Genomic DNA, 20,983 nt, shown 5'->3' with positions numbered 1-20,983 from the left:
GATGACAGCAAACAGGCCGTTATCCATTGCATATATAGCGAACACGGGCGAGTTTGGGGGAGGCGAGCGATATCTATCCAAACTGGTGGGCTGTCCGTCGGGTGAGGGCATACGGGTCTATATGCCGCCGGGCACGGCAGCCGAGGAGTTTGCGCGAAGAACAAATGGCGCGCATGTCGAGCCATTGTCTACTAACGGCTACAGCATCCACCCTGTGTCGCTTGCTCACTCGATCAAATTCTATAAGGGCCTGGATTGTGACTTGTTTCACTTTAACCTTGCCAATCCCTGCTCTTCGACTATAGATATAATAGCGGCTCGACTGTTTACAAGGGCGCCTGTCGTGTTAACGACTCACCTGCCGACTATATCCAAAACAGTGCGTGAGAAGATATCTGGGCGTACGGCGCTTGGGTGTGCACATATGGTGATCACAGTCTGCGAGTCCGCACGTCGTTTTTTGATTGAGCGTGGCGTGGATGCCGAAAAGGTGCGTACTATATATAACGGCGTCACTGACTGGGTCACACCCGACAGCAAAGTCCGTGAATTGCGTGATGAGCTGCATATCGGTAAAGATGATGTGATAATCGGCACAGTCGCTCGCCTGGAGAGGCAGAAGAACATATCCTCTCTGCTCCATGCTTTTCAAAGTGTGAGTATAGAACATCGAAATGCGGCTTTATGCATTGTCGGCACCGGCAGTCTGCTGGACGAATTGCAGAGGCTTGCGCATGAACTGGGCATTGCCGACAGGGTTCGTTTTTGCGGGTGGCGCAGCGATACATGCGATATACTGCGGATGCTGGACATTTTTGTGCTGCCGTCTGCGTTTGAGAGTTTCCCGTTTACGATTGTCGAGGCGATGATGGCTGGGCTGCCTGTGATAGCCACACGAGTCGGCGGAGTCGATGAGGCTGTGATTGACGGCAAGACCGGCATCCTGGTCGAACCCAAGGACGATGATGCTCTGACCAAAGCCGTCAAATTGTTGCTGGATCGACCCGATATGCGCTTTGAGATGGGCAATGCTGGCCGTGGTGAGGCGCTTGCGCGGTTTACGGAAGATGAAATGCTGCGCAGGACTTGGGAGTTATATTCTGAAATGACTGCAAAGCAGAGGTGTTCGGGATGAAAGTGCTCTTTGTTGCTGCGTGGTTTCCGTACCCGGCTGACAATGGTTCCAGGATTCGCACATATCAGCTCATTAAGGCATTGTCAAATAAGCATGAGGTATATCTCGTGTCTTTGCTTCAGGATGATTCGGACCCGGTCAATGTGAAGTATTTGAGCGATATATGTAATGTTGTTTCATTGCATCCATCCCGATGGTTCAAGCCGGGCAGTTTCAAATCGATGCTTGGTTATCTATCGAGTCGACCTCGTTCGATGGTTGATATTTATGATCCCGCCGTGAGATCATCTGTCGGAAGAGTGCTAAATGAGATCAAGCCGGATGTAGTGATCGCATCTACTTTGGGTGTGGTTGAATATGTCTCTCGTCCGCTTGATATACCCTGCATATTGGATGAGCACAACTGTGAATATGCCGTTCTTCGCCGCAACGCAGCAAACATCGACGGAGCGTTGAAAAGGCTACGTTACGATGCCGGATGGAAGAAGTTTGCACGTTGGGAAAGCGGTGTATGCCGTTCGTTCGATAGTGTCGTGATGGTCTCGGATGGAGACTGCGAGCTGATGCTGGAGGCTGCACCCGATCTGAGAAACCTTGAGGTCGTTCCAAACGGGGTGGACACTGACCACTATGACCCAGCAAACCGGCATTCTGAGCAATCGACACTTATATACAATGGCGCAGTGACATTTAGGGCGAATCTTGATGCAGTAAGATACTTTACGTCCGATATATATCCATTGCTCATCCAGAGCATGAGGGACATAAAGCTGCGAATTACCGGGCGCACAACAGGTATCGACCTTAGAGGGATATCAGACTGTCCAGGCATTGAGTTTACAGGATATGTCAACGACATTCGAGATGTTTTGGCATCCAGTGCGCTCTGCGTTGTCCCACTGCGTCAGGGCGGCGGCAGTCGGCTGAAGATACTTGAGGCAATGGCGGCAGGCGTGCCGGTAGTATCGACCAGCATTGGAGCCGAGGGGATAGATGGTGTGGATGGCAGGCACCTGCTGCTTGCGGATACGCCACAAAATTTTGCTGATTGCATCCTGCGTCTTTTGAATGATGAATCGATGGCGGCTGAAATGGCAGCCGATGCAAGAAAACTCGTAGAAGAACGGTATTCGTGGTTGGCTTTGGGACAATCGTTTGTTGATATCGTGGAGTCGACGTGTCAGGCTCACATATCTAGTTGACACTGGTCGGTTGTTTGGAATAATAATAGTATAATGTAGAGTATGAAGAATGACGCTTTAAAACAATAACCTTAATGGAAGTGTGAGCATGATTGTAAAGTCGATAGCGCCAGCCCGTATACTGGATTTTGGCGGTTGGACGGATACATGGTTTGCTGGCAATGGTAGGGTGCTTAATTTTGCAGTTGATTTATATGCCAAGGTAATAATTATGCCGCGTGAAAAACCGGGTGCAAGTATTGTTGCTCAAGACTACGGTGAAGCAATTGATATCCCGGATCTTTCGGCTGTGCTCTATGACGGCAAACATGATCTATTAAAAGCCGCTCTTAATGTTACTGAAGTTGATGGGGTGGATATCAGAGTATATTCAGATGTTCCTCCTGGCTGCGGCACCGGCAGTTCGGCAGCGGTTTCGGTTGCGTTGATAGGTGCTCTTGCAGTGCTGGCGGACATGCATTTGACTCCACATGAGGTTGCTGCGTTTGCTCATAAACTTGAGACTGAGGAGCTCGGCATTCAAAGTGGTGTTCAGGATCAAGTGGCCTCCGCGACCGGTGGTGTATGTCTTCATACGATCGATCCGTATCCGTCTGTCAGCTCTTCACCGGTGCGGCTGTCTGAGGATATCTGTCTTGAGCTGGAGAGCAGACTTCTGCTTGTTTATACAGGTGAAGCTCATCTGTCCGGTGATGTGCATAAAAAGGTCATAGCGGATTATGAATCAGGAGCCGTGCGTACGGTTCGCGCAATGGATATTTTGCGGGAGACGCCGTTGTATGCAAAAAGCGCCTTGATGCGTGGAGATTTTGTAGAGCTTGCCGAAATCATGAACGTAAACAACGCTGCACAGAAGCAACTGCATTCGGATATATCTAATGATAAGACCGAAGAGCTTGAAGATGTTGCTCGCAAGACAGGAGCTATGGGCTGCAAGATCAATGGTGCCGGTGGAGGCGGAAGTATCACATTCCTTTGCGGTTCGGAAAACACTAGAAATGTGGAGTCTGCTATAAAGAGTGCCGGGTTCCGTGTATTGCCTTGTCGTCTTGATTTCCGCGGTCTTGTTACATGGGCTACAAATCGCGATGGTCGAGGCGTTCAACCCATGCGACATGGTCGAAAGGCATATACCAAAACCATATCTTTGGCGACGATGCTGGACTAAGGATTGTTTAATGCCCGATCATAGCAACAAAACGGACCGCGAAACATGGACTCCCGAGCGTATATCGTTCTTAGTTCGTAATATCGTTCTGGTAATAGTCGGAGGGATAGCACTCGGATTATTCGCGACTGCTGCCAACTTATACTATGTGGCGGCTGCGGTATTTGGTGCAGTTTTGGTTGTTGTTGTAGCGTGGCAGTTCGAGGCAGCTCTGGTAGTGTATGTACTGGTTGCATTTGTGCCTTGGGGACGGACGCCTGACATCGCGGTTGGTGGTTCCGGCGCCGGCAAGGGTGTGTTTATCAGTGAAGTAATGTTGGGTTTTCTGCTCGTCATCTGGTTTGCCCGTTACCTCTTTGGCAGCATCCCCAAAGACAGAGTCAAATCAGGTTTTTATGTGCCGCTTGCCCTGTATATAGCATATTGCATTGTCAATGTGGTGAATTCATACATATTCTGGGATCCTCATATCAATCGCATATTTCAAAATCCTATGGTCAATATCGTCGATCTGGGTCTGCGAATTTTAAGTGCGGGTGCTCTAGTGATGGTTGCCACAACGATATCCAACAGGAAGTGGCTCAAAATCACAACAATCGCTATGCTCATACCCGGCATCTACAACCTGCTGAATGCTCTCGTCGGCTACCCAGTGCCGGTTTCTGCACTCTGGTGGTCATTTCTGACTTTGCTGCCTGCGTGTTATTTTACTGCAATGGCTCTTGATATTGATAAAAAGCGGTGGCAGCGTATTCTCTGCGGCGTTGTTGTTGCGTTGTGCCTGTATGTAATCTGCTTCAAGGTAGTTTCCTGGGTGTCGGGTTGGCTTGCACTGTTATGCGGGCTGGCAGCCGTTCTGGCAATAAAAAACAAGCGTCTGTTTTGGGCTGCGTGCATTGTTTTTGTGGTTGTTGTAATTGCTGCATGGCCGTTTATCAATAGGAATGTTGTTGAGGAATCGAAGACTGGCGGCGATTATGACAGGTTTTCTCTGATGCTTGGTGCGTGGAAATACGCGACGCATTTCCCCCTGGGTGTCGGACTTGGCAACTATCGGTCTTATAACTCATTTTATTATGGCCACAAGTGGGGGACCACTGCCTACACATCTGCACATGGCACATATTCCCAATGTCTTTCCGAGACGGGCATTCCCGGGCTGATTTTATTTTTATCCATACTTGTGATGGGTTTTCGCTGGATGCTGGTACGGTATAGGGCGATGCCGCCCGGCTTTTCAAAGACATTTTTATTGGCAGTGCTCGGCCAGTTCGTTGGGATATCGATTACGGCGTTTTTTGGCGACTATATAATCCCTGCCTATCACAATGAGGGGCTGACAACTTTTGCAACCACAGTTTATTCATGGCTCTTTTGGGGCTTGGCGATCGCGCACATCAGGCTCAGTGGGAAGGACGTATGATGGACCTATCGATCTCGATAGTGAGTTGGAACACTCGTGACTTGCTGGACCGGTGTTTGGAGTCGATATATAAGTCGGCCAGTGCAATCGATTTTGAGGTCACAGTTGTCGACAATACTTCATCAGACGGCAGCGTCGATATGGTTCGGCAGAAGTATCCTGATGTGCGTGTGATCAGTAACTCCGAAAATGTCGGATTTGCACGAGCGAACAACCAGGCATATGCAATGAGTTCGGGCAAGTATTTTTTACTATTGAACCCGGACACTCTGGTCTTAGGCGATGCGCTCAACAGGCTGATTGACTTTGCCGAAAATCATGCCATGGCAGGTGCTGTGGGTCCGTTAGTGCGAAATGAGGACGGTTCGCTGCAGTATACGTGGGCGAAGTTTCCGACCATGTTGAGCGAGGTGATAGGATATCACGACAGGCGCGTTATTGGTATGGCTCGTCCGCCTTCAGATGTCGATGAAGCACGTAGTCTTGCGCCTTTTTGTGTAGACTGGGTAGGGGGATGCTGTCTGCTGATTAAGCGGGAGGTAGTTGAGCAGATAGGTCTTATGGACGAATCTCTGTTTATGTATTGCGAAGAGACCGACTGGTGTCTGCGGCTCCATAAGGCTGGTTGGCAGGTATGGGTAGAGCCATCAGCGGAGATTATGCATTATGGCGGCAGGAGCAGCGCTCAGATATCGCAAAAGTGTGAGCAGACGTTGCGCAGGAGCAAAACAAGCTATTTCCGCAAACACAATGGCCCTGTCCAAGCCTGCGTGCTCGCAGGACTGCTGGCGTCGAAATCGTGGATCAGTCATAAGATGCGGAAGAGTGTCCGATAATAATATGGAAGATGATAACCAAGTCAAGATGCCGCTAAATGGGGATAGCACACGCTGGCCTTGTTCAGTAGCGCTGGTTGTATGTGCTCTGAATCCTGGTGGCACACAAGCGGTTGTTTTGGGTCTTGGTCGTTATTTGAAATCATGCAGATGCCAAGTCGACGTTATTACAGTCGAAGAGCCGGGCGTATGGTCTGATCGTGGTGAGGAGTTCGGGCTGCGGATAATTGACCTTGGAGGCAAGGGCAAGAGCCAGTTTGAGCGTGCATGCAGGTTCATTGCATTCATGCGCAATAGCAATTATGATGTTGTTTTTACTAATAATGTGCCTTCGGCGCACGCTGCGCTCGGCGGTATACCCGATAAAATCCTGGTTGTGCCCATTCTTCATGCAACGGATGGTGCAAATGCCGACCTGGCGACTGCCAACAATGCGGCATGGAATGTTGTTGTAGGTGTAAGCCCTGCAGCCGAGCAAGAGGCGCGATTGCGTGCGCCAAACAAGTCTGTGATTTGCATAACCAATGGAATCAATTGGCCGAGTGATGTTTCCAGGCGTGAAAAACACCTATCAAGTCCTATTGAGTTGATCTGGATAGGGCGGATGGTGCAAAAACACAAAAATATCTTTGCTCTGCCCGCCATAGTATACGAGTGCCGGCAGATCGGCATCGACTGTCACCTTACAATTATTGGTTGGGGTGAGGATGGAGATGAGTTAAAGCGTCTGGTGGATCAGTATGAGGTCTCCGATTTGGTAACTTTTACCGGGCTTCTTGAACCGGATGAAACGCGGCACAGATTGGGCGATTCGCATGTGCTTCTTTTTCCATCAGTGAGCGAGGGACTAGGAATGGTATTATTGGAGTCTATAGCTGCTGGTTGTGTGCCAATCGTGTCGCGTCTGCCGGGGGTCACCGACATTGTCGTCAAGGATGGGGTAAACGGATTCCTTTGTGATCCAAAGTCGGCAATCGCATTTGCACAGGCTATAGGCGAATTGAAAAACAATCCAGACTTATGGCTGACAATGAGCAAAAATTCGGTTGCCATGTATAATGAAGAGTATACCGTGGAAGCTATGGGACGCTCATATACGAATCTCATCCGCAAAGGTTTATCCGGAGGTTACCCACTTTGCAAACGGCGCAGTCGTATGCCCAGCATTGACGTGTCTGTTTTCGCAAAATTCTCCGGTTGGCCAAAATTGGCGACTGCCGTCATATCAAGGCTTATAAGCTGTGCGGCAATGTTTTGTGCGAAGAAGTATAGAACTGAGATGAAGCAGGTATAGACAGTTCAATGACCATAACGTGTATTATAGCGACTTTTAACAGGGAGCAATTGCTGGTGCGTGCGGTAGAAAGCGTTTTGCAGCAGCAGGTAGATGCGGAGTTCGAAGTCATTGTATTGAACGATGCCGGCGAGCCGCTTCAGCCTGCCGACTGGCAGAAAGATTCTCGCGTGCAAGTCTACAACACCAACAGTGTAGAGAGGTGCTTTGTGCGAAATGCAGGTGCCTCTATGGCCAGAGGTGAATGGCTTCACTTTCTTGATGACGACGATTATATGCTGCCTGGGGCATATTCTGCTCTGTTGGAAATACCCAGGAATCCAAATGTCCACTGGCTGTATGCTGCTTACAATTGCGTTGATGACGATGGAGAGCTTATCCAGAATATATCACCGACACTTGAGGGAGATTTATATGCGCTTGCCGTTGCGGATATTGGGATACCTTTAGGCGCTTCGTTAATCAACCGGGAGGCATTTTTATCAGCGGGTGGTTTTGATCCATATCTCATACCCGGTGAAGACAGGGAGCTTATTCAGCGTATATCATTATCAGGAACTTTTGCGGCGTGCCAGGATATTGTCATATCGGTCAGGGTGGGAGTTAATGGCGCAACTACAACGCCATGGTCTCTCAGTACCAAGATGTCCCGTATGATGCGTGAGAAATGTTTTTGTAATCCTCGATGTTTGCCGAGGGTATTTGAGACTCTTCCAATGGATGGCGGCCGTGATATCGTGCGGGGCCGTTTGGTGCGTTTCTATGGTGTATCTGCGATAAGGAATATGCGCAGGTCGCCCTTGACGGCACTTAGTCGGACGATGGTTGCCATGCGGTTTTGCTTGGCTGGTATACCCAGCGGGCGCTTTTTCAGGGGGCTTTGCGGCGGCTGGTAGATAACGGAGATTGCAATAGATTGCAGAGAGCTTTGGAAGCTATGGGATGCTCATACGCAAATCTCATTCTTGGTTGGCCAAAGTAGTGGCTGCCGTCATATCAAGGCTTATAAGCTGTGCGGCAATATTTTGTGTGAAGAAGTATAGAGCTGAAATGAAGCAGGTATAGACAGTTCAATGACCATAACATGTATTATAGCGACTTTTAACAGGGAACAATTGCTGGCTCGGTCGGTAGAGACTGTGCTTGCGCAGCAGCTTGACGCCGAGTTCGAGGTCATAGTGTTAAATGACGCCGGCGAACCGCTGCAGCCTGCCGACTGGCAGAACGATTCCCGTGTGAGTATATACAATACCAACAGAGTGAACAGGTGTTATGCATGGAATGCGGCTCTGGCCATGGCCAAGGGTGAGTATATACATATTTCCGGTGATGACGATTATATGCTCCCCGGCGCATATGCGGCTCTCTTGGCGCGGGCAAGGCAGACCGGAGCGGAGTGGACTTACGGCGCATATAACTGCGTGAATGATGATGGTGAGTTCATCGAGACGATATTGCCCACAATGGAGGGTGATCTATTTGCGCACACTGTTGCGGATATCGGCATACCTATGGGTGCATCATTGATGTCAAGAACAGCCGTATTATCGGTAGGCGGCATGGATCCCGAGCTAATTCCTGGTCAGGATCGGGACCTCACACTGCGAATAGCCCTTTTCGGCAAAATTGCGGCGTGTCAAGACATCGTGGCAGCATTCAGGGTAGGGCCGCAGGGTGCGACCACAACTCCGTGGTCTCGCAGTGCCCAGACCGGGCGCATTATGCGTGAGAAATGTTTTGCAAATCCGCGTTGTCTACCCAGACTTTTCGAGAGTATATCGAAGGCTAAAAATCGCGGTGCATTACGTGGTCGGCTGGCGCGTTTCTATGGTGCTTCAGCAATCAGGCATGTGCGATGTTCTCCGTTTACAGCGCTCAGTCGGGCGCTTGTAGCTGTGCGTTTTTGCCTTGCGGGTGTTCCTGACAGGTGTTTTTTCAGGGGACTTCGCGGTGGCTGGTAGGTTATGAAAATAGCAATAGATTGCAGAGAGCTTCGCGGGCAGGCTGGTGGTTTTAGGACGTATCTCATCGGTCTGCTTGAGGGGCTTGCTGAAGTCGATACGGACAACGAATATCTATTGTATGTCTATTCACCGTCAGATTTAGAGGGTATACGCATTCCAGTGCGTTCATTAACAATCGACGTGTCGGGTGGAAGGCTTTGGTCCGACTGGTTTTATTTGCGCAAACATATAAACTCCGATAACCCGGATGTGGTTCACTTTCCGGCGAATTACGGTCTTGTCGGCATAAGTGTTCCATCTGTTGTCACGTTGCATGACTGCATATCGCTCGATTCAAAAGCGCGATGTGCGTCCGTGAAGTCTGAGATTCTCAGACGGTATTCTGCCATGATGACTGGTATATCTATTACTCGCGCAAACTCGGTAATAACGGTATCGAACTATTCTCGGGATCGGATCGCGAGCAGATTCGGATGCGATCGCAAGATTGTCGTGACATATGAGGCTGCACGGGCCAAACCAGAGAGCAGAGAGGTCTGTGTTGATCCAGACTCTGCGTCAACAAAGCCATATCTACTGGTTCTTGCGTCAGTTGACCGCAGGAAGAACACATCGTTGGTGATACAGGCTTTTTCGCAGACGCGTTTGGCGCGTGAGCAATGCAGGCTAATGATCGTGGCATCGCATCCTGCTGCGCAGCGACTTGTCGAGCGTGAGGCTAATGAGTTTGGTGTATTTTCGCTTATCGACATAAAGTCACAAGTTGATGACCGAACGCTGCAATGCTTGTATAGTGAGTGTTTGGCGTTTGTGTTTCCAAGTCTGGATGAGGGCTTTGGACTGCCGCCGCTTGAGGCAATGGCCTGTGGAGCTGCGGTCATATCTTCCGACAGAGCATCGATGCCTGAAGTTCTAGGTGATGCGGCGCTCTATTTTGATCCCGGCGACGCGGTCGACCTTGCGGACAAAATGGACGTTTTAGTTGACCATGAGGAGTTGTGTAAGAGCCTTGGTGAAGCTGGTTTACGCAGAGCATCGGCTTTTTCGTGGCATGAGATAGCCCACAGCACGCTTGCTGCATATAAGGATGCTGTCAGATGAGTTTTTGCGCGGTGAATGTATAGACACAGAGTCTGGAATGGGTAGAGTATGAACATGATAACCAAAAGGCTTTTGATAATAGCAGCGGTTTTATTTTTAGCAAATCCGGCCATATGTACTCCGACAGTGGGAACGGTTTCCGCTTCGACAAGTGTTGGGTTATACAACAAGTTCGAGGCAACTTTCTCCATAACAACGGTTGCGACGAACCCATATTGGCCATATGATGCAAGTCCTGCTGCAAACACGACCGACCATCCGAATGCGGTCCCATCTGGAGTGGGTGTAACGGTGGATGGGATTTTTCTGCCGCCGGGGGCGACGGATTGGAGCGATGCAGTTGTCCAGCCAGGCTTTTATTGTCTGGACTATTCAACTGACTCGACAAACCCATCTTTGGCAATAGACACAGGCGCATTGTGGGTGTATCCATCAGGCTCGCCTGTGTGGAAGGTCCGTTATGCTCCAACGGCGTTGGGCACTTGGTATGGCAGAATTCGCGTCACTGATGCCTCCGGTACGTCTTACGGCAACGTATTTTCTTTCGAGTGCGTTTCAAGTGACAATCATGGCTTTGTAAGAGTAGCAGAGAACGACAAACGCTACTTTGAGCTTACTGACGGCAAATATCTACCGCTGATAGGCTGCACCAGTGCCGCCACCGATCAAATGTCGACTCTTAAGAGCATAGGGGTCAATCTGGTAAGATCCTGGTGGCAGAGCAGCAGCACCCAGTTCCCGCTATTTGGCGCCGGCGGTCAGGGTGGGGATCCGGTTTGGAAGAATATCACATACAGCACGGATTATGTCAGACCGAATCACATTACTTCATGCCTGCTTCCAAACACCGGCACTGTTTGGGAGTGCATAAACACGTGGCTCCCGGTTAAGAAGAACACCACTTATCAGTTCAAGGGGACTGTAAAGACAGTGGGTCTATCCGGGTCGGACGGCTGCGGTGTATATCTGGCGGAGCTTCAGACTGGTAAACAGTCCACCAGGCTGAGCGGAAACAACGATTGGCAGGAGCTTACTCTCAGCCTGAGTTCGGGAAGCAATTACCAGTTCCGTGTATATGTCGGTGTGCTGGGAGCGACATCAGGTTCAGCCTATCTCTCTGATTTATCGCTGAAGGAGGACTTTGGCGGTGGTCAATACGGTCCCGAACTGCTGCAGCGCGCTGATTTTCAGCCTCAAAACAGCTATTCTCAGAAGATAGCCTGGAATATCGATCAGTTCGTAAGTGCAGCGCAATCAAACGATGTTTATGTAAAAGCCGTAATAGAGGAGGCTGGTGATTCGTTCTTCGGCTGTATACAGAGCGATGGCACTTGGGGGACAAAGTCTGCTGAAAATGTCTACGCAAGCGATACGCATGCATCTCGCACATACCAGACATATTTTTGGAGATACCTGATTGCCAGATGGGGTTATTGTACGGCTATACATAGTTTTGAGTTCGTGAATGAGGGTGACCCAAACAGTTCCGCGCATCAAGATGCTGTGGCGGCTCTCGGCAGATATATGAAAACGTATGATCCCAATGAGCATCTTGTCGGCTCGTCGAACTGGCACTCAGTTGCGCCGGTGATGTGGTCGGATTCGGATATAGGCATAGCTGATATACATATGTATATGGGGTGGGACGTGCCTTCCGGCGGCAATCGAATTTGGCCGGGCTGGGATGGAAGCTGGACGCTGCCATGTACTGCTACAGCGCTCAGCAGTAATTACTCTATAGATGAGACTGTCAAACACTCTGGCCGCGCATCACTGAAGGTAAATTTGCCTGCAAATCCGAGTTCAACGTTTCTTCCGCAGGACCAGTGTCCCATGCAGTTTCAGTTTGCCCAGAAAAATGGCGATCAGATGCGCTTGAATTTTTGGGTAAAGACGCAAAACTACACGCCATACTCCAACTCGGGGTGTTTCTGGTTTGATATGAGTGCAGCGCGTTATGGTGGAGATTGGCTTGAGAAGTATTCCGGTCCGCAATATGCAATTCCCTCCGGCGACAATGACTGGACATACATATCAAAGGAATGGACTGTAAGCACTGCCGAACCGGGTGCGACAATGGCGTGGTTCCGCCCCACTCATGTCGGCAACCATTCATCTGAACCCGGCACTGTATGGGTAGATGATATCAAGATCGAAAACCTCACAACCGGCTGTGTAAGCAATTACAATGGTGGTTTTGAGTATATGATTCCTGAGAGCTACGATGTCGTAGCGGATCACTGCGCCTATTCTCGAATACTGCGTGCGTTCAATTTTGGTAAACCCGTAATCAGGGGCGAGACCGGGATATGCAACACCGGTGGTTCCAACGAGCAGGACCCGATTTTGTCAAATGACAGTGCAGGGATCTGGTGGAAAAAACTTGTTTGGTCGCATACTGACCCCGGTGGCTTAATAGATATCTACTGGTGGTGTGACAGACTCTATTCTGAAAAGTTTACATATGCGGCGGCATTCCAGAGTTTCATGGCGGGCATACTTCTTGCGAACGGACATTATGTCGATGCCGATGCTGCATCAACCGACCCATACTTGCGCGCAATAGGCCAGAAGGACCTGACAAACAACCGAGCTCATCTCTGGATCGACAATGCTTTGAGCACTTGGAAGAACGCCGTCGATGGTGTCAGCGTATCACCCATATCCGGTACGGTTACTCTTACCGGCCTCAAGGACAGCGTATACGATGTCGAGTGGTGGGATACATCTACAGGCAGCGTGAGCAGCAATGATGAGCTGACATGCACCGGAGGCAGTTTGGTTTTGTCGGTGCAGAACCTGCAATCCGACATTGCCTGCAAGATATATTTGAAGCCTGCAAAGGTAGACCTGCGGATAATAGTGCCTGCTTCTGAGGTTATTCCCGGTCAGGACGTCACTGTGACGGTAGAATACACGAACAATGGTGAAACAGACGCATCCAACGTCACCATAAGTGCGCGTGTGCCGGCTGATATGACTTATAATGCGGGCAGCGCCGAACTGACGGGTGGCACATGGGACTCAGCAACTAAGTCTGTGTCGTGGGTTGTGGACCATATTGCCGCTCACGAAACAGGGACCAGGACGTTTTCAGCAAAGGTCAATTAAGCCCCGTTCAAGGAGTACCATACACCGATGCGCTATTTGTCGGCTTGCATAAAAACTCGAAAGAACAACCTGGACTTTATACGTTTTTTTGCCGCGTCACTGGTCATCATTTCTCATGCTTTCCCCTTGTCTACGGGAACAGACAAGCGTGAGTTAATGGTGCTGCTCACTCACGATCAATTGACTTTAGGGCGTTTTGCGGTTGCGGTGTTCTTTATAATCAGTGGTTTTCTGATTACTGCCAGTTACGACCGTTCGCAAAACATCAAGCGTTTTGTGAGGGCACGTTTTTTGAGAATTTTCCCCGGTTTAGCGGTGGTTGTGCTGCTTACGGCATTTGTGCTTGGTCCGATGGTGACGAGTATGCCGCTTGCAGAATATTTACACGAGCGTCAGACCTGTAGATACCTTGGCACGATGTTTCTGCGCAATTCCGATGCGCTGCCGGGTGTTTTTGTATCAAATCCCTTCCCAAATGCGGTAAACGGTTCGCTTTGGACGCTGTTTTTCGAGGTGCTTTGCTATTGTATAGTTGCCGTAATGGGGATAGTTGGGCTGCTCAAGAGGCGGCCAATACTGATTCTCTTTTTGCTTGTAATGATCGCGCCGCTGCCGGCGAGTTGGACATGGCACAGATGGCATATATCCACTATGCTTGCCTTCACCAAGCTCTTTGCGTCTGGGATGTTGTGTTATGCCTATCGCGATCATATCAGGCTCAGCAAATGGCTGGCTGTTGCAGCGCTTGTTGGACTGTTGGTATCGACTCAATTGGGCGGTCTTGACCGGCTGCTGCCGATTTTAGGGACATATCTGGTTATGTATTGTGCATTTACGCCGTGCGGCAATCTTTGGAGCTTTGCCAAGCGTGGCGATTTCTCTTACGGCATGTATATATATGCTTTTCCGATCCAGCAAACCGTGATGCTGATAAGCGGCGGCAGGATGAGTCCAATATTCAATATGCTCATATCGTTTCCGTTCGTTCTCTTGTTTGCCGCACTCTCATGGCATATCATAGAAAAGAAGTGTCTCAAACGAAAAACAGCGGTCAAAGCGTCAACTGCGTGATAAAGAGTTGCGGCATGGCAATGGAATATGGCATTATCCATTAGCGCGCATTATTCATGAGAAACGTGAATGATGCGCGGCCCGGACCCGAAATATGCTCGACGAGCATAATTCGGGTTAGGTGTCTGAAGGTATATTGATCCATTCGGTATAATTCCAATACAGGCCACAGGCGATTTGGAGTCAACAATATGTCAACAATCGATGGCATCGGCAAAGGGCATGATCGACGAGCGCGTATATGGGTATTCGCGATCATAGTCGCTGCCGTCATAATGTATATCCCGACATTTGCCTATCTGCGCAATAAATGGATGGAAGATGCGCAGTACAGCCTGGGTTTTCTGGTGCCGTTTGTCTCCGGCTATTTTGTATGGAAAAAGTGGCCTGAGGCTGTGCAGTTGAGCAAATCGCCCTCAATATGGGGACTTGTCATAATTCTATTAGGCCTATTGCTTCATCTTTCGGGCATGCTACTGGATCTCTCGGGTCCGTCCGGCGTATCAATAATAATCTTGCTGATTGGCGGGTGTCTATACTTACATGGCAAGGGACTATTAAAGCTGATGGCATTTCCGCTTGCCTATATGGTGTTTATGATTCCGGTGCCCGGCGGGTTGATCGACCGCCTCGGCCTGCCGATGCAGCTTCTCGCCAGTGGATCGACAGCCCACATACTCGGCCTCCTCGGGCTTGACGTATCTCGTGCGGGCATTCAGATATCGGTCGATGGCTACCAGTTTGAAGTGGCTCCGGCCTGCAGTGGGATGAGTTCACTTGTCGCGCTGGTTGGGGTGAGTGCGGTTTTTGCATATCTGACGCGCCTGCGTCCCGCCTATAAGTGGACACTCTTTGCATTCTCGCTTCCTATTGCGCTTGCCGCTAATATAGTCCGCATTACCACAATTGCTCTGGTCGGCTACCAGTGGGGGTGGGAGAATGCGATGCATATATATCATGAATGGTCCAGCCCGATCTTGTTTTTGGTGGCCATAATATTGCTTTTTCTGATCAACTGGGGGTTTGAATGGCTAAGCGCTCGCCGAACTACTGCCTAGTATTCATACTACTTATCATATCGACCGGAATAACATACTGGGCGCACAGCAAGCCTTTCGTCCCGGCTTCGAGTGCCGACCTTGCATCTATGCCCAGGCATATCGGAGCCTGGCGTGCGGACGGCCTTGATATCGAGCAGACAAAGAATGTATTGGGCGGATGGATGGTGAGCAAGGAAAACTTTCTCGTGCGCAACTATATTGACGATAACGGCAACCAGATAAATCTTATGATGATTTACAAAGGTCATGACAGGCGCGGCTGGCATATGTCGGAGATGTGCTTCAGCGGATCGGGCTATAATGTGACTCAGACGCGCATGCTCATTCCGTATGCCGGTCACAAGTCTCCGGCTGTCAAGCTGGTTGCTGTGGACACAAACACCGGCTCGAAGATGATATCCGTCTATTGGATGGCTCAAGGCAGACACACGGAATCGAGTTTTGCAAAACAGCAATTGTCCATGGCTTTAGCGCGTCTTCATCCGTCGAGAGATGGTTGGGCATTCATCCGCGTCACAAGCGGTGTTTACGACTCTGAATCAGAGACAATGACCCAGATTATGGACTTCATCCAGTCGGCCTCCGACCCTATGATACGAGCGATGAAATAGCGCAAAAGGAAGCTTGCTTTGACTAAGCGCCTCAAAATTCTGTTCCTGGCACACCTATTCCCTCTGCCTTTGGACTCAGGCGGCAAGATCAAGTCGTATTATACGCTCAAAGCGCTTGCAGCCGAGCATGACGTACGTGTGCTGGCGTATGTCAGGTCAGACGATGAACTTGAGCACTTGAGTGAACTTGAGTCGATATGTAAGGTCGATCTTGTGAGGTTGAACCGCAGCAAATTTAGACAGCTTTATGATCTTTTACGTGCAATAACAATGGGCAAATCGTTTATAGTCAGCCGCGACTATAGGGACGATATGCGCTGCGCATATGACCGGATCATATCGGATTTTCAGCCGGACGTGGTCCATATAGATCATCTTCAAATGGCTCAGTTTGTGGACTTTGGCGGCTCTTATAAGACCGTGTTGGACCACCATAACGTAGAGTCTATGATTATCAAACGCCTTGCCGATACGTCTGAGAGCTTGCCGGTGCGCATGTATGCGGGGATCGAGTGGCCGAAACTCCAGAGGTATGAGATGGACATCTGCCGCAGGGCATCGACGGTGCTGACGGTAAGCGATGAGGATAAATCCACACTCACCAGGCTCTGCTCCGAGTTGAACAATATAGTGAACGTACCGATAGGCGTGGATGTGGACTATTTCCAGCACATCGAGCGAACCGAGGGTTCAAACAACATACTTTCGATAGGCACGATGTACTGGCCTCCCAATATAGATTCTATGCTGTATTTTTGCCGCGACATTTATCCTTTAGTCAAGGCTAAGATGCCTGAGTGCACACTAACGATAGCAGGCCAAAGACCTGTTGAGTCGATCAAGGCTCTGGCGTCCGATCCATCGGTTGCGGTGATCGGCTATGTCAGCGATTCTCGCGATCTCGCGAAAGACTGTGGCGCATTCATAGTGCCGCTGCGCTCAGGCAGCGGTGTGCGCGTAAAGATATTGAATGCTTTAGCTATGGGCCTGCCTGTCGTATCGACTTCGGTAGGAGCCGAGGGTCTTGAAGTTGAGTCCGGCAGACATCTTATGCTTGCCGACAGTCCTGCGGACTTTGCGGATGCAGTGGTGAAGGTGCTCCAGGACCGCGAGCTTGCCGACAGCATCGGACGGAGCGGCCGTGCCCTGGTCTGTAAGAAGTATTCATGGCAGGTAGTAGGGGGCAGGCTGCTTTCGGTGTATGGTGCTCTGGCCGATGGAGTTCGATCATGAACATACTCTTCATAGCTCCATATGTTCCGAGCCGGATCAGAGTCAGGCCGTTCCATCTGATAAAGGAGCTTTCAAAGCGGCACCAGGTCACTGTGGTCGCGCTGGGTGAGACGGACGGGCGCAAAGTCGAGGGCGCGGACGAACTGCCTGATATCGTGAATGACCTGCATATCGTGCCTCACTCGAAGCTGCGCGGTCTTTCGCAGTCGCTGATCGCTCTGCCGACCCCGATACCCATGTGCGCAGCATTTTGCTGGTCACAGGCAATGAAGCGAACGATATCGAGGATAATGCGCCGATCCAAGTTCGATATTGTTCATATCGAGCATCTGCGGGCTGCCCATTTTGCATCTGTAATGGGCAATGTGCCTGTAGTGTTCGATTCGGTCGATTGTTTGACGAGTCTGTTCCGTCAGATGGCCTCCGAGCGCAGGAATCCCATATCAAAGCTGGTCATGCTCGAAGAAGAAATAAAACTGAGAAGATATGAGCCTCGTGTATTGCAGCAGTTCGCGCGTGTTGTGATAACCGCAAATACGGAGCGCGATGAACTGCTGGCGATGAACCCTTGTCTTCGGGTGGACGTAATTGGTAACGGAGTGGACACGGATTATTTTGCCCCACTGGGCACGTCTCGCAGCTCGAAACGTATTATATTCAGCGGCAAGATGGGTTACAGTCCGAATGCCCAGGCAGCAGCCTGGTTTGCAAAGGAGTGTTTTCCTATAGTTCGCAGCAAACACTCGGATGCCGAGTTCATCATTGCAGGCAGCGGTCCGTCGACTGATATTATGAGCCTGTCTGCGATGCCCGGCATAACTGTCACCGGATATGTGCCGGACATCCGTCCATATCTGGATTCGGCTCAGGTTGCGGTTGCGCCTATGCAGGTTGCGGTCGGGATACAAAACAAGGTGCTGGAGGCTATGGCGATGGAACTGCCTGTGGTCGCCACGCCCATAGCCCTGCGAGCTTTTGGTGACGACTGTCCGGGCACGATATGTGCTCAGAGTGCGGATCAAACGGCGAAAGAAGTAATCAGGCTGTTGGATAACTCTGAATCTGCACGTGATATCGGATGCACAGGCAGGCATGAGGTCATCAAACGATTTTCATGGATGTCGAGTGTTCGTAATCTGGAGCAAATATACGAAGAAGTGGTCGCAAATGGAGGAAATAGATGAGTGTCGCAGAGGATGACAGGACCAGCAGTGCGAGCCAACGTGTTCTGAGGATGCAGGGTATAAACTGGTCTCGCATACTTGCGAGTGTTGGGATATTTATTGTGCTGGGCGCTATCATGGCCGGATATTACGTGCAAAATTTTGTAGGGCTGACCACCCGCGACCAGATGGACACTGCCCAGATCAGCTTGAACATATCCACCGGCAAAGGCTTTACGACGCGTTTCATCAGGCCGTTCAACGCCGGGCTTATGAATGATATGTCCGCTCCTCTGCCTGAAATAAACCATGGTCCTCTTTACCCGTATGTTGTTGCAGCCGTGTTCAAATTGACTGCAGTCAGCGACCAGGCAGTTGTTCGGACATCGATGATATTTGGGTTTCTCACTTTAATAGCGACATTTGTTCTTGGCAGGATGCTCTTCGACTGGCGCACGGGCATATTGGCTGCGGTCGGCATGTGCATCTCTGCGTTTGTGCTGCAGTCAGCTATGTCTGCGAGTGAGTGGACGATGGCTGGATTCTGGTTCGTTTTACTGATGCTGGCAATCGCGGCACATCACAAGAGTTCGATGAGCGGCGGCAGGGCAGGTTATTTTTATGTATTCATATCGGCTATATTGATCTGCCTGCTTTATATGACGCATCAGACTCTCATATTTTTGTTTATTCCTGTTGCTCTATATTTTGCCTTTACTGGCCGCAGACGAATTCAACATTTGGTTTTGTTTTTAGTAATTACTGCAATCGCGGTTGCTCCATGGGCATACAGGGAAGCAAAGCTGACAGGTGGATCGATCTTAGGAGCAAATGCGTGGGATATAATGGCCGATACCGGTGAGTATCCGGGCAGCACTTTGTACAGGAGCATGGACGGAGTTGGCCGAGGTATGACCGGAGTCTTGTTGTATCCTATAGAGCACTTTTCTTCTTTTTCGCGAAAGCTGATGACCGGCACATCAAGCGCACTCGTCGATCTGCTGACCATACTGGGGTTAGTAATACTGCCGCTTGCGGTCGTGAGCATGCTGTATAAGTTCAAACCACCTACTGCAAACGCGGTCAGGGGGTTGCTTTATGTCCTTGCTCCGATTCTACTTGTGTCAATTGCGCTTTATAGCATTGATCATAATGCACTTGTTTTACTGGCGCCTATGGCAGCAATATACGGCAGCGCATATTTCTTTCTTTTGTTGGATGCAAAAAAACTGCACCCGGTGTTCTGGAGAGGCCTGATGATCGGCGTTATAGCGATTACTTTCTGGCCTGCTCTCGCCCAAATCATCTGGAGGGCTCCAGAAAAATATGATACTTTGCGCGAGGCATCGACGATCTTGTCCCAGGGAGACAAACTCAATATCGGGTGCATATATACTGATATTCCATGGCTTGCTGCCTGGCGCAACCTGCATATGGATGGGGTTTGGCTGCCCCTGTCCGACAAAGATATAGAACATCTTGGCCTGAACGGTTTCAGAATGCACACGATCGTGCTGACGAATGAGTCTCGCAGCCTGCCTGCCGATGAGATATGGTACAGGCTCTTTACAAGCAAACTGCAGCGTGATTTTATTGCAGACCCTGATGCGGTGTTGGAGCGGGTCCGCGTTCACAGCCAAAAGCTGGGCCATGACAGCGAGGAAGCAACGAGCATTAAGAGGTTTTTCAATCAGAGCCAAAGGAACTCAGAGGTCTTTGAGGCTCTAGAGGGTTTCAGACAGGCTGATCTTGGTCCATATGCTTCCGACGAAATACAGGTCTACGAAGCCGGTTCAGAGTAGGGCAAAAAATAAGGCGGGGCATGTGCCCCGCCAAATTATTTACAACTCGCACCAAGCTTGGCGTTCATAATTTACTTCTTGATTCGCAACTTGCGCAGTCCAGCAATACAGCTCAGACCCGCAAAGCCAAGGAGCATTGTAGATGCCTCAGGCACCACTGGACCTGCTACGACTCCACTAAATCCAAAGTCATCCTGGCAACTTGCATTATAGAAAGCCACCGGTGACCAAGGATGGTCGAACGAGAAGGTAAACGTCTCGCCGGTATTAAGGCGTTCTGCATCAGTTCCTTCCCAAGTCCAGTATACTTTAGTGGCATCTGCGTATCCGCTCCAACCGGATGCGGTTGTAGCCACATTAGAGACCAGTGCTATTACTTTGCTACCCAGAACAATGGTATATCCTCTGACATAATCAGCTGGTGACACTGGTGTCACATCGTAGCTGTAATGCCACAGGCTGCCTACCTGGGTGACGCTGGAAACAACCTTAATCGTGCCGGTTGTTCCGGTGCTGGTCAGATATGTGGTCCAATCTGTTGCCTGTGCAGCAGTGGCCAATACACAAAGTGCCAATGCAACAACAAGCAGCACTACAAATCTTTTCATTTGTATACTCCCTCCCTTCTAAAAACAATCGCGTCCCTCGAGCAGCATTGCCTATCGACCCGACGCAACAACTGACGGCAAATCCCGCAAAGTCAAATTGCCGTGCAGGTATATGCTGCCTAGCTATACTCTTTGATAATAGCCGAGATTGATACGAATGTCAATAGCAGAGACGAAAAACCAGTAATTCTAACAGGGGG

At 50.0% G+C, this 20,983-nt stretch carries 17 protein-coding genes; 16 read left to right on the top strand and 1 reads right to left on the bottom strand.

The genetic code is table 11. The annotated features are described in order from the left end of the window. The first annotated feature begins 1 nt into the window (after position 1). The 16 genes from LLG46_14430 (at position 2) to LLG46_14355 (ending at position 20,175) form a co-directional block, all read left to right on the top strand. On the top strand, positions 2 to 1,135 hold the full coding sequence (locus tag LLG46_14430) for a glycosyltransferase family 4 protein (GenBank protein ID MCE5324494.1): 1,134 nt from the start codon (positions 2 to 4) through the stop codon (positions 1,133 to 1,135). Then, positions 1,132 to 2,337, top strand: coding sequence for a glycosyltransferase family 4 protein (locus tag LLG46_14425; protein MCE5324493.1), 1,206 nt, complete (start codon positions 1,132 to 1,134; stop codon positions 2,335 to 2,337). The genes LLG46_14430 and LLG46_14425 overlap by 4 nt, the downstream gene beginning before the upstream one ends. Positions 2,338 to 2,425: 88 nt before the next feature. Then, complete coding sequence (locus LLG46_14420) at positions 2,426 to 3,505, top strand: GHMP kinase (GenBank protein ID MCE5324492.1); 1,080 nt, start codon at positions 2,426 to 2,428, stop codon at positions 3,503 to 3,505. 10 nt (positions 3,506 to 3,515) lie between these two features. Continuing rightward, positions 3,516 to 4,928, top strand: a complete 1,413-nt coding sequence (locus LLG46_14415) for an O-antigen ligase family protein (protein MCE5324491.1) — start codon at positions 3,516 to 3,518, stop codon at positions 4,926 to 4,928. Beyond that, complete coding sequence (locus tag LLG46_14410; GenBank protein ID MCE5324490.1) at positions 4,925 to 5,764, top strand: glycosyltransferase family 2 protein; 840 nt, start codon at positions 4,925 to 4,927, stop codon at positions 5,762 to 5,764. Before LLG46_14415 ends, LLG46_14410 begins: the two co-directional genes overlap by 4 nt. Beyond that, positions 5,754 to 7,058, top strand: a complete 1,305-nt coding sequence (locus LLG46_14405; GenBank protein MCE5324489.1) for a glycosyltransferase family 4 protein — start codon at positions 5,754 to 5,756, stop codon at positions 7,056 to 7,058. The genes LLG46_14410 and LLG46_14405 overlap by 11 nt, the downstream gene beginning before the upstream one ends. An 8-nt stretch (positions 7,059 to 7,066) precedes the next feature. Next, positions 7,067 to 7,954 carry a glycosyltransferase family 2 protein gene (locus LLG46_14400; protein ID MCE5324488.1) on the top strand — a complete coding sequence of 296 codons (888 nt, stop codon included), beginning with the start codon at positions 7,067 to 7,069 and terminating at the stop codon, positions 7,952 to 7,954. Positions 7,955 to 8,131: 177 nt separating this feature from the next. After that, complete coding sequence (locus tag LLG46_14395; GenBank protein ID MCE5324487.1) at positions 8,132 to 9,019, top strand: glycosyltransferase family 2 protein; 888 nt, start codon at positions 8,132 to 8,134, stop codon at positions 9,017 to 9,019. Between the two features lie 3 nt (positions 9,020 to 9,022). Next, complete coding sequence (locus tag LLG46_14390; protein ID MCE5324486.1) at positions 9,023 to 10,123, top strand: glycosyltransferase family 4 protein; 1,101 nt, start codon at positions 9,023 to 9,025, stop codon at positions 10,121 to 10,123. Between the two features lie 54 nt (positions 10,124 to 10,177). Continuing rightward, positions 10,178 to 13,234 (top strand): DUF11 domain-containing protein, encoded by a 3,057-nt coding sequence (locus LLG46_14385; protein MCE5324485.1) that lies wholly within the window; start codon positions 10,178 to 10,180, stop codon positions 13,232 to 13,234. A gap of 27 nt (positions 13,235 to 13,261) precedes the next feature. Beyond that, positions 13,262 to 14,305, top strand: a complete 1,044-nt coding sequence (locus tag LLG46_14380) for an acyltransferase (GenBank protein ID MCE5324484.1) — start codon at positions 13,262 to 13,264, stop codon at positions 14,303 to 14,305. A 191-nt stretch (positions 14,306 to 14,496) separates the two neighbouring features. Beyond that, positions 14,497 to 15,363, top strand: coding sequence for an exosortase/archaeosortase family protein (locus LLG46_14375; protein ID MCE5324483.1), 867 nt, complete (start codon positions 14,497 to 14,499; stop codon positions 15,361 to 15,363). Next, the gene (locus tag LLG46_14370; protein MCE5324482.1) at positions 15,333 to 15,977 is read left to right on the top strand and encodes an EpsI family protein; all 645 of its coding nucleotides are present in this window, start codon (positions 15,333 to 15,335) and stop codon (positions 15,975 to 15,977) included. The genes LLG46_14375 and LLG46_14370 overlap by 31 nt, the downstream gene beginning before the upstream one ends. 18 nt (positions 15,978 to 15,995) lie before the next feature. Beyond that, entirely contained in the window at positions 15,996 to 17,210 is a 1,215-nt protein-coding gene (locus LLG46_14365; GenBank protein MCE5324481.1) for a glycosyltransferase family 4 protein, read from the top strand. Beyond that, entirely contained in the window at positions 17,207 to 18,394 is a 1,188-nt protein-coding gene (locus LLG46_14360) for a glycosyltransferase (GenBank protein MCE5324480.1), read from the top strand. Before LLG46_14365 ends, LLG46_14360 begins: the two co-directional genes overlap by 4 nt. Further along, positions 18,391 to 20,175, top strand: coding sequence for a glycosyltransferase family 39 protein (locus tag LLG46_14355; GenBank protein MCE5324479.1), 1,785 nt, complete (start codon positions 18,391 to 18,393; stop codon positions 20,173 to 20,175). The genes LLG46_14360 and LLG46_14355 overlap by 4 nt, the downstream gene beginning before the upstream one ends. Before the next feature lie 71 nt (positions 20,176 to 20,246). On the opposite strand, the gene LLG46_14350 is transcribed toward LLG46_14355, so the two are convergent. Beyond that, positions 20,247 to 20,783 (bottom strand): hypothetical protein, encoded by a 537-nt coding sequence (locus LLG46_14350; protein MCE5324478.1) that lies wholly within the window; start codon positions 20,781 to 20,783, stop codon positions 20,247 to 20,249. Positions 20,784 to 20,983: the final 200 nt, after the last annotated feature.

The sequence above is a fragment of the bacterium genome (assembly GCA_021371935.1).
Taxonomy (GTDB): Bacteria; Armatimonadota; UBA5829; order UBA5829; family UBA5829; genus UBA5829.
The sequence above is the reverse complement of the archived record's forward strand: the minus strand, read 5'-3'. Positions and strand labels throughout refer to the sequence as shown.

What these genes read in the sequence shown, in the direction of transcription:
- LLG46_14420 (MCE5324492.1), top strand. Translation starts at nt 2,426, where the DNA reads ATGATTGTAAAGTCGATAGCGCCAGCCCGTATACTGGATTTTGGCGGT.
- LLG46_14385 (MCE5324485.1), top strand. Translation starts at nt 10,178, where the DNA reads ATGATAACCAAAAGGCTTTTGATAATAGCAGCGGTTTTATTTTTAGCA.
- LLG46_14380 (MCE5324484.1), top strand. Translation starts at nt 13,262, where the DNA reads ATGCGCTATTTGTCGGCTTGCATAAAAACTCGAAAGAACAACCTGGAC.
- LLG46_14400 (MCE5324488.1), top strand. Translation starts at nt 7,067, where the DNA reads ATGACCATAACGTGTATTATAGCGACTTTTAACAGGGAGCAATTGCTG.
- LLG46_14390 (MCE5324486.1), top strand. Translation starts at nt 9,023, where the DNA reads ATGAAAATAGCAATAGATTGCAGAGAGCTTCGCGGGCAGGCTGGTGGT.
- LLG46_14370 (MCE5324482.1), top strand. Translation starts at nt 15,333, where the DNA reads ATGGCTAAGCGCTCGCCGAACTACTGCCTAGTATTCATACTACTTATC.
- LLG46_14410 (MCE5324490.1), top strand. Translation starts at nt 4,925, where the DNA reads ATGATGGACCTATCGATCTCGATAGTGAGTTGGAACACTCGTGACTTG.
- LLG46_14375 (MCE5324483.1), top strand. Translation starts at nt 14,497, where the DNA reads ATGTCAACAATCGATGGCATCGGCAAAGGGCATGATCGACGAGCGCGT.
- LLG46_14355 (MCE5324479.1), top strand. Translation starts at nt 18,391, where the DNA reads ATGAGTGTCGCAGAGGATGACAGGACCAGCAGTGCGAGCCAACGTGTT.
- LLG46_14360 (MCE5324480.1), top strand. Translation starts at nt 17,207, where the DNA reads ATGAACATACTCTTCATAGCTCCATATGTTCCGAGCCGGATCAGAGTC.
- LLG46_14395 (MCE5324487.1), top strand. Translation starts at nt 8,132, where the DNA reads ATGACCATAACATGTATTATAGCGACTTTTAACAGGGAACAATTGCTG.
- LLG46_14425 (MCE5324493.1), top strand. Translation starts at nt 1,132, where the DNA reads ATGAAAGTGCTCTTTGTTGCTGCGTGGTTTCCGTACCCGGCTGACAAT.
- LLG46_14430 (MCE5324494.1), top strand. Translation starts at nt 2, where the DNA reads ATGACAGCAAACAGGCCGTTATCCATTGCATATATAGCGAACACGGGC.
- LLG46_14415 (MCE5324491.1), top strand. Translation starts at nt 3,516, where the DNA reads ATGCCCGATCATAGCAACAAAACGGACCGCGAAACATGGACTCCCGAG.
- LLG46_14350 (MCE5324478.1), bottom strand. Translation starts at nt 20,783, where the DNA reads ATGAAAAGATTTGTAGTGCTGCTTGTTGTTGCATTGGCACTTTGTGTA.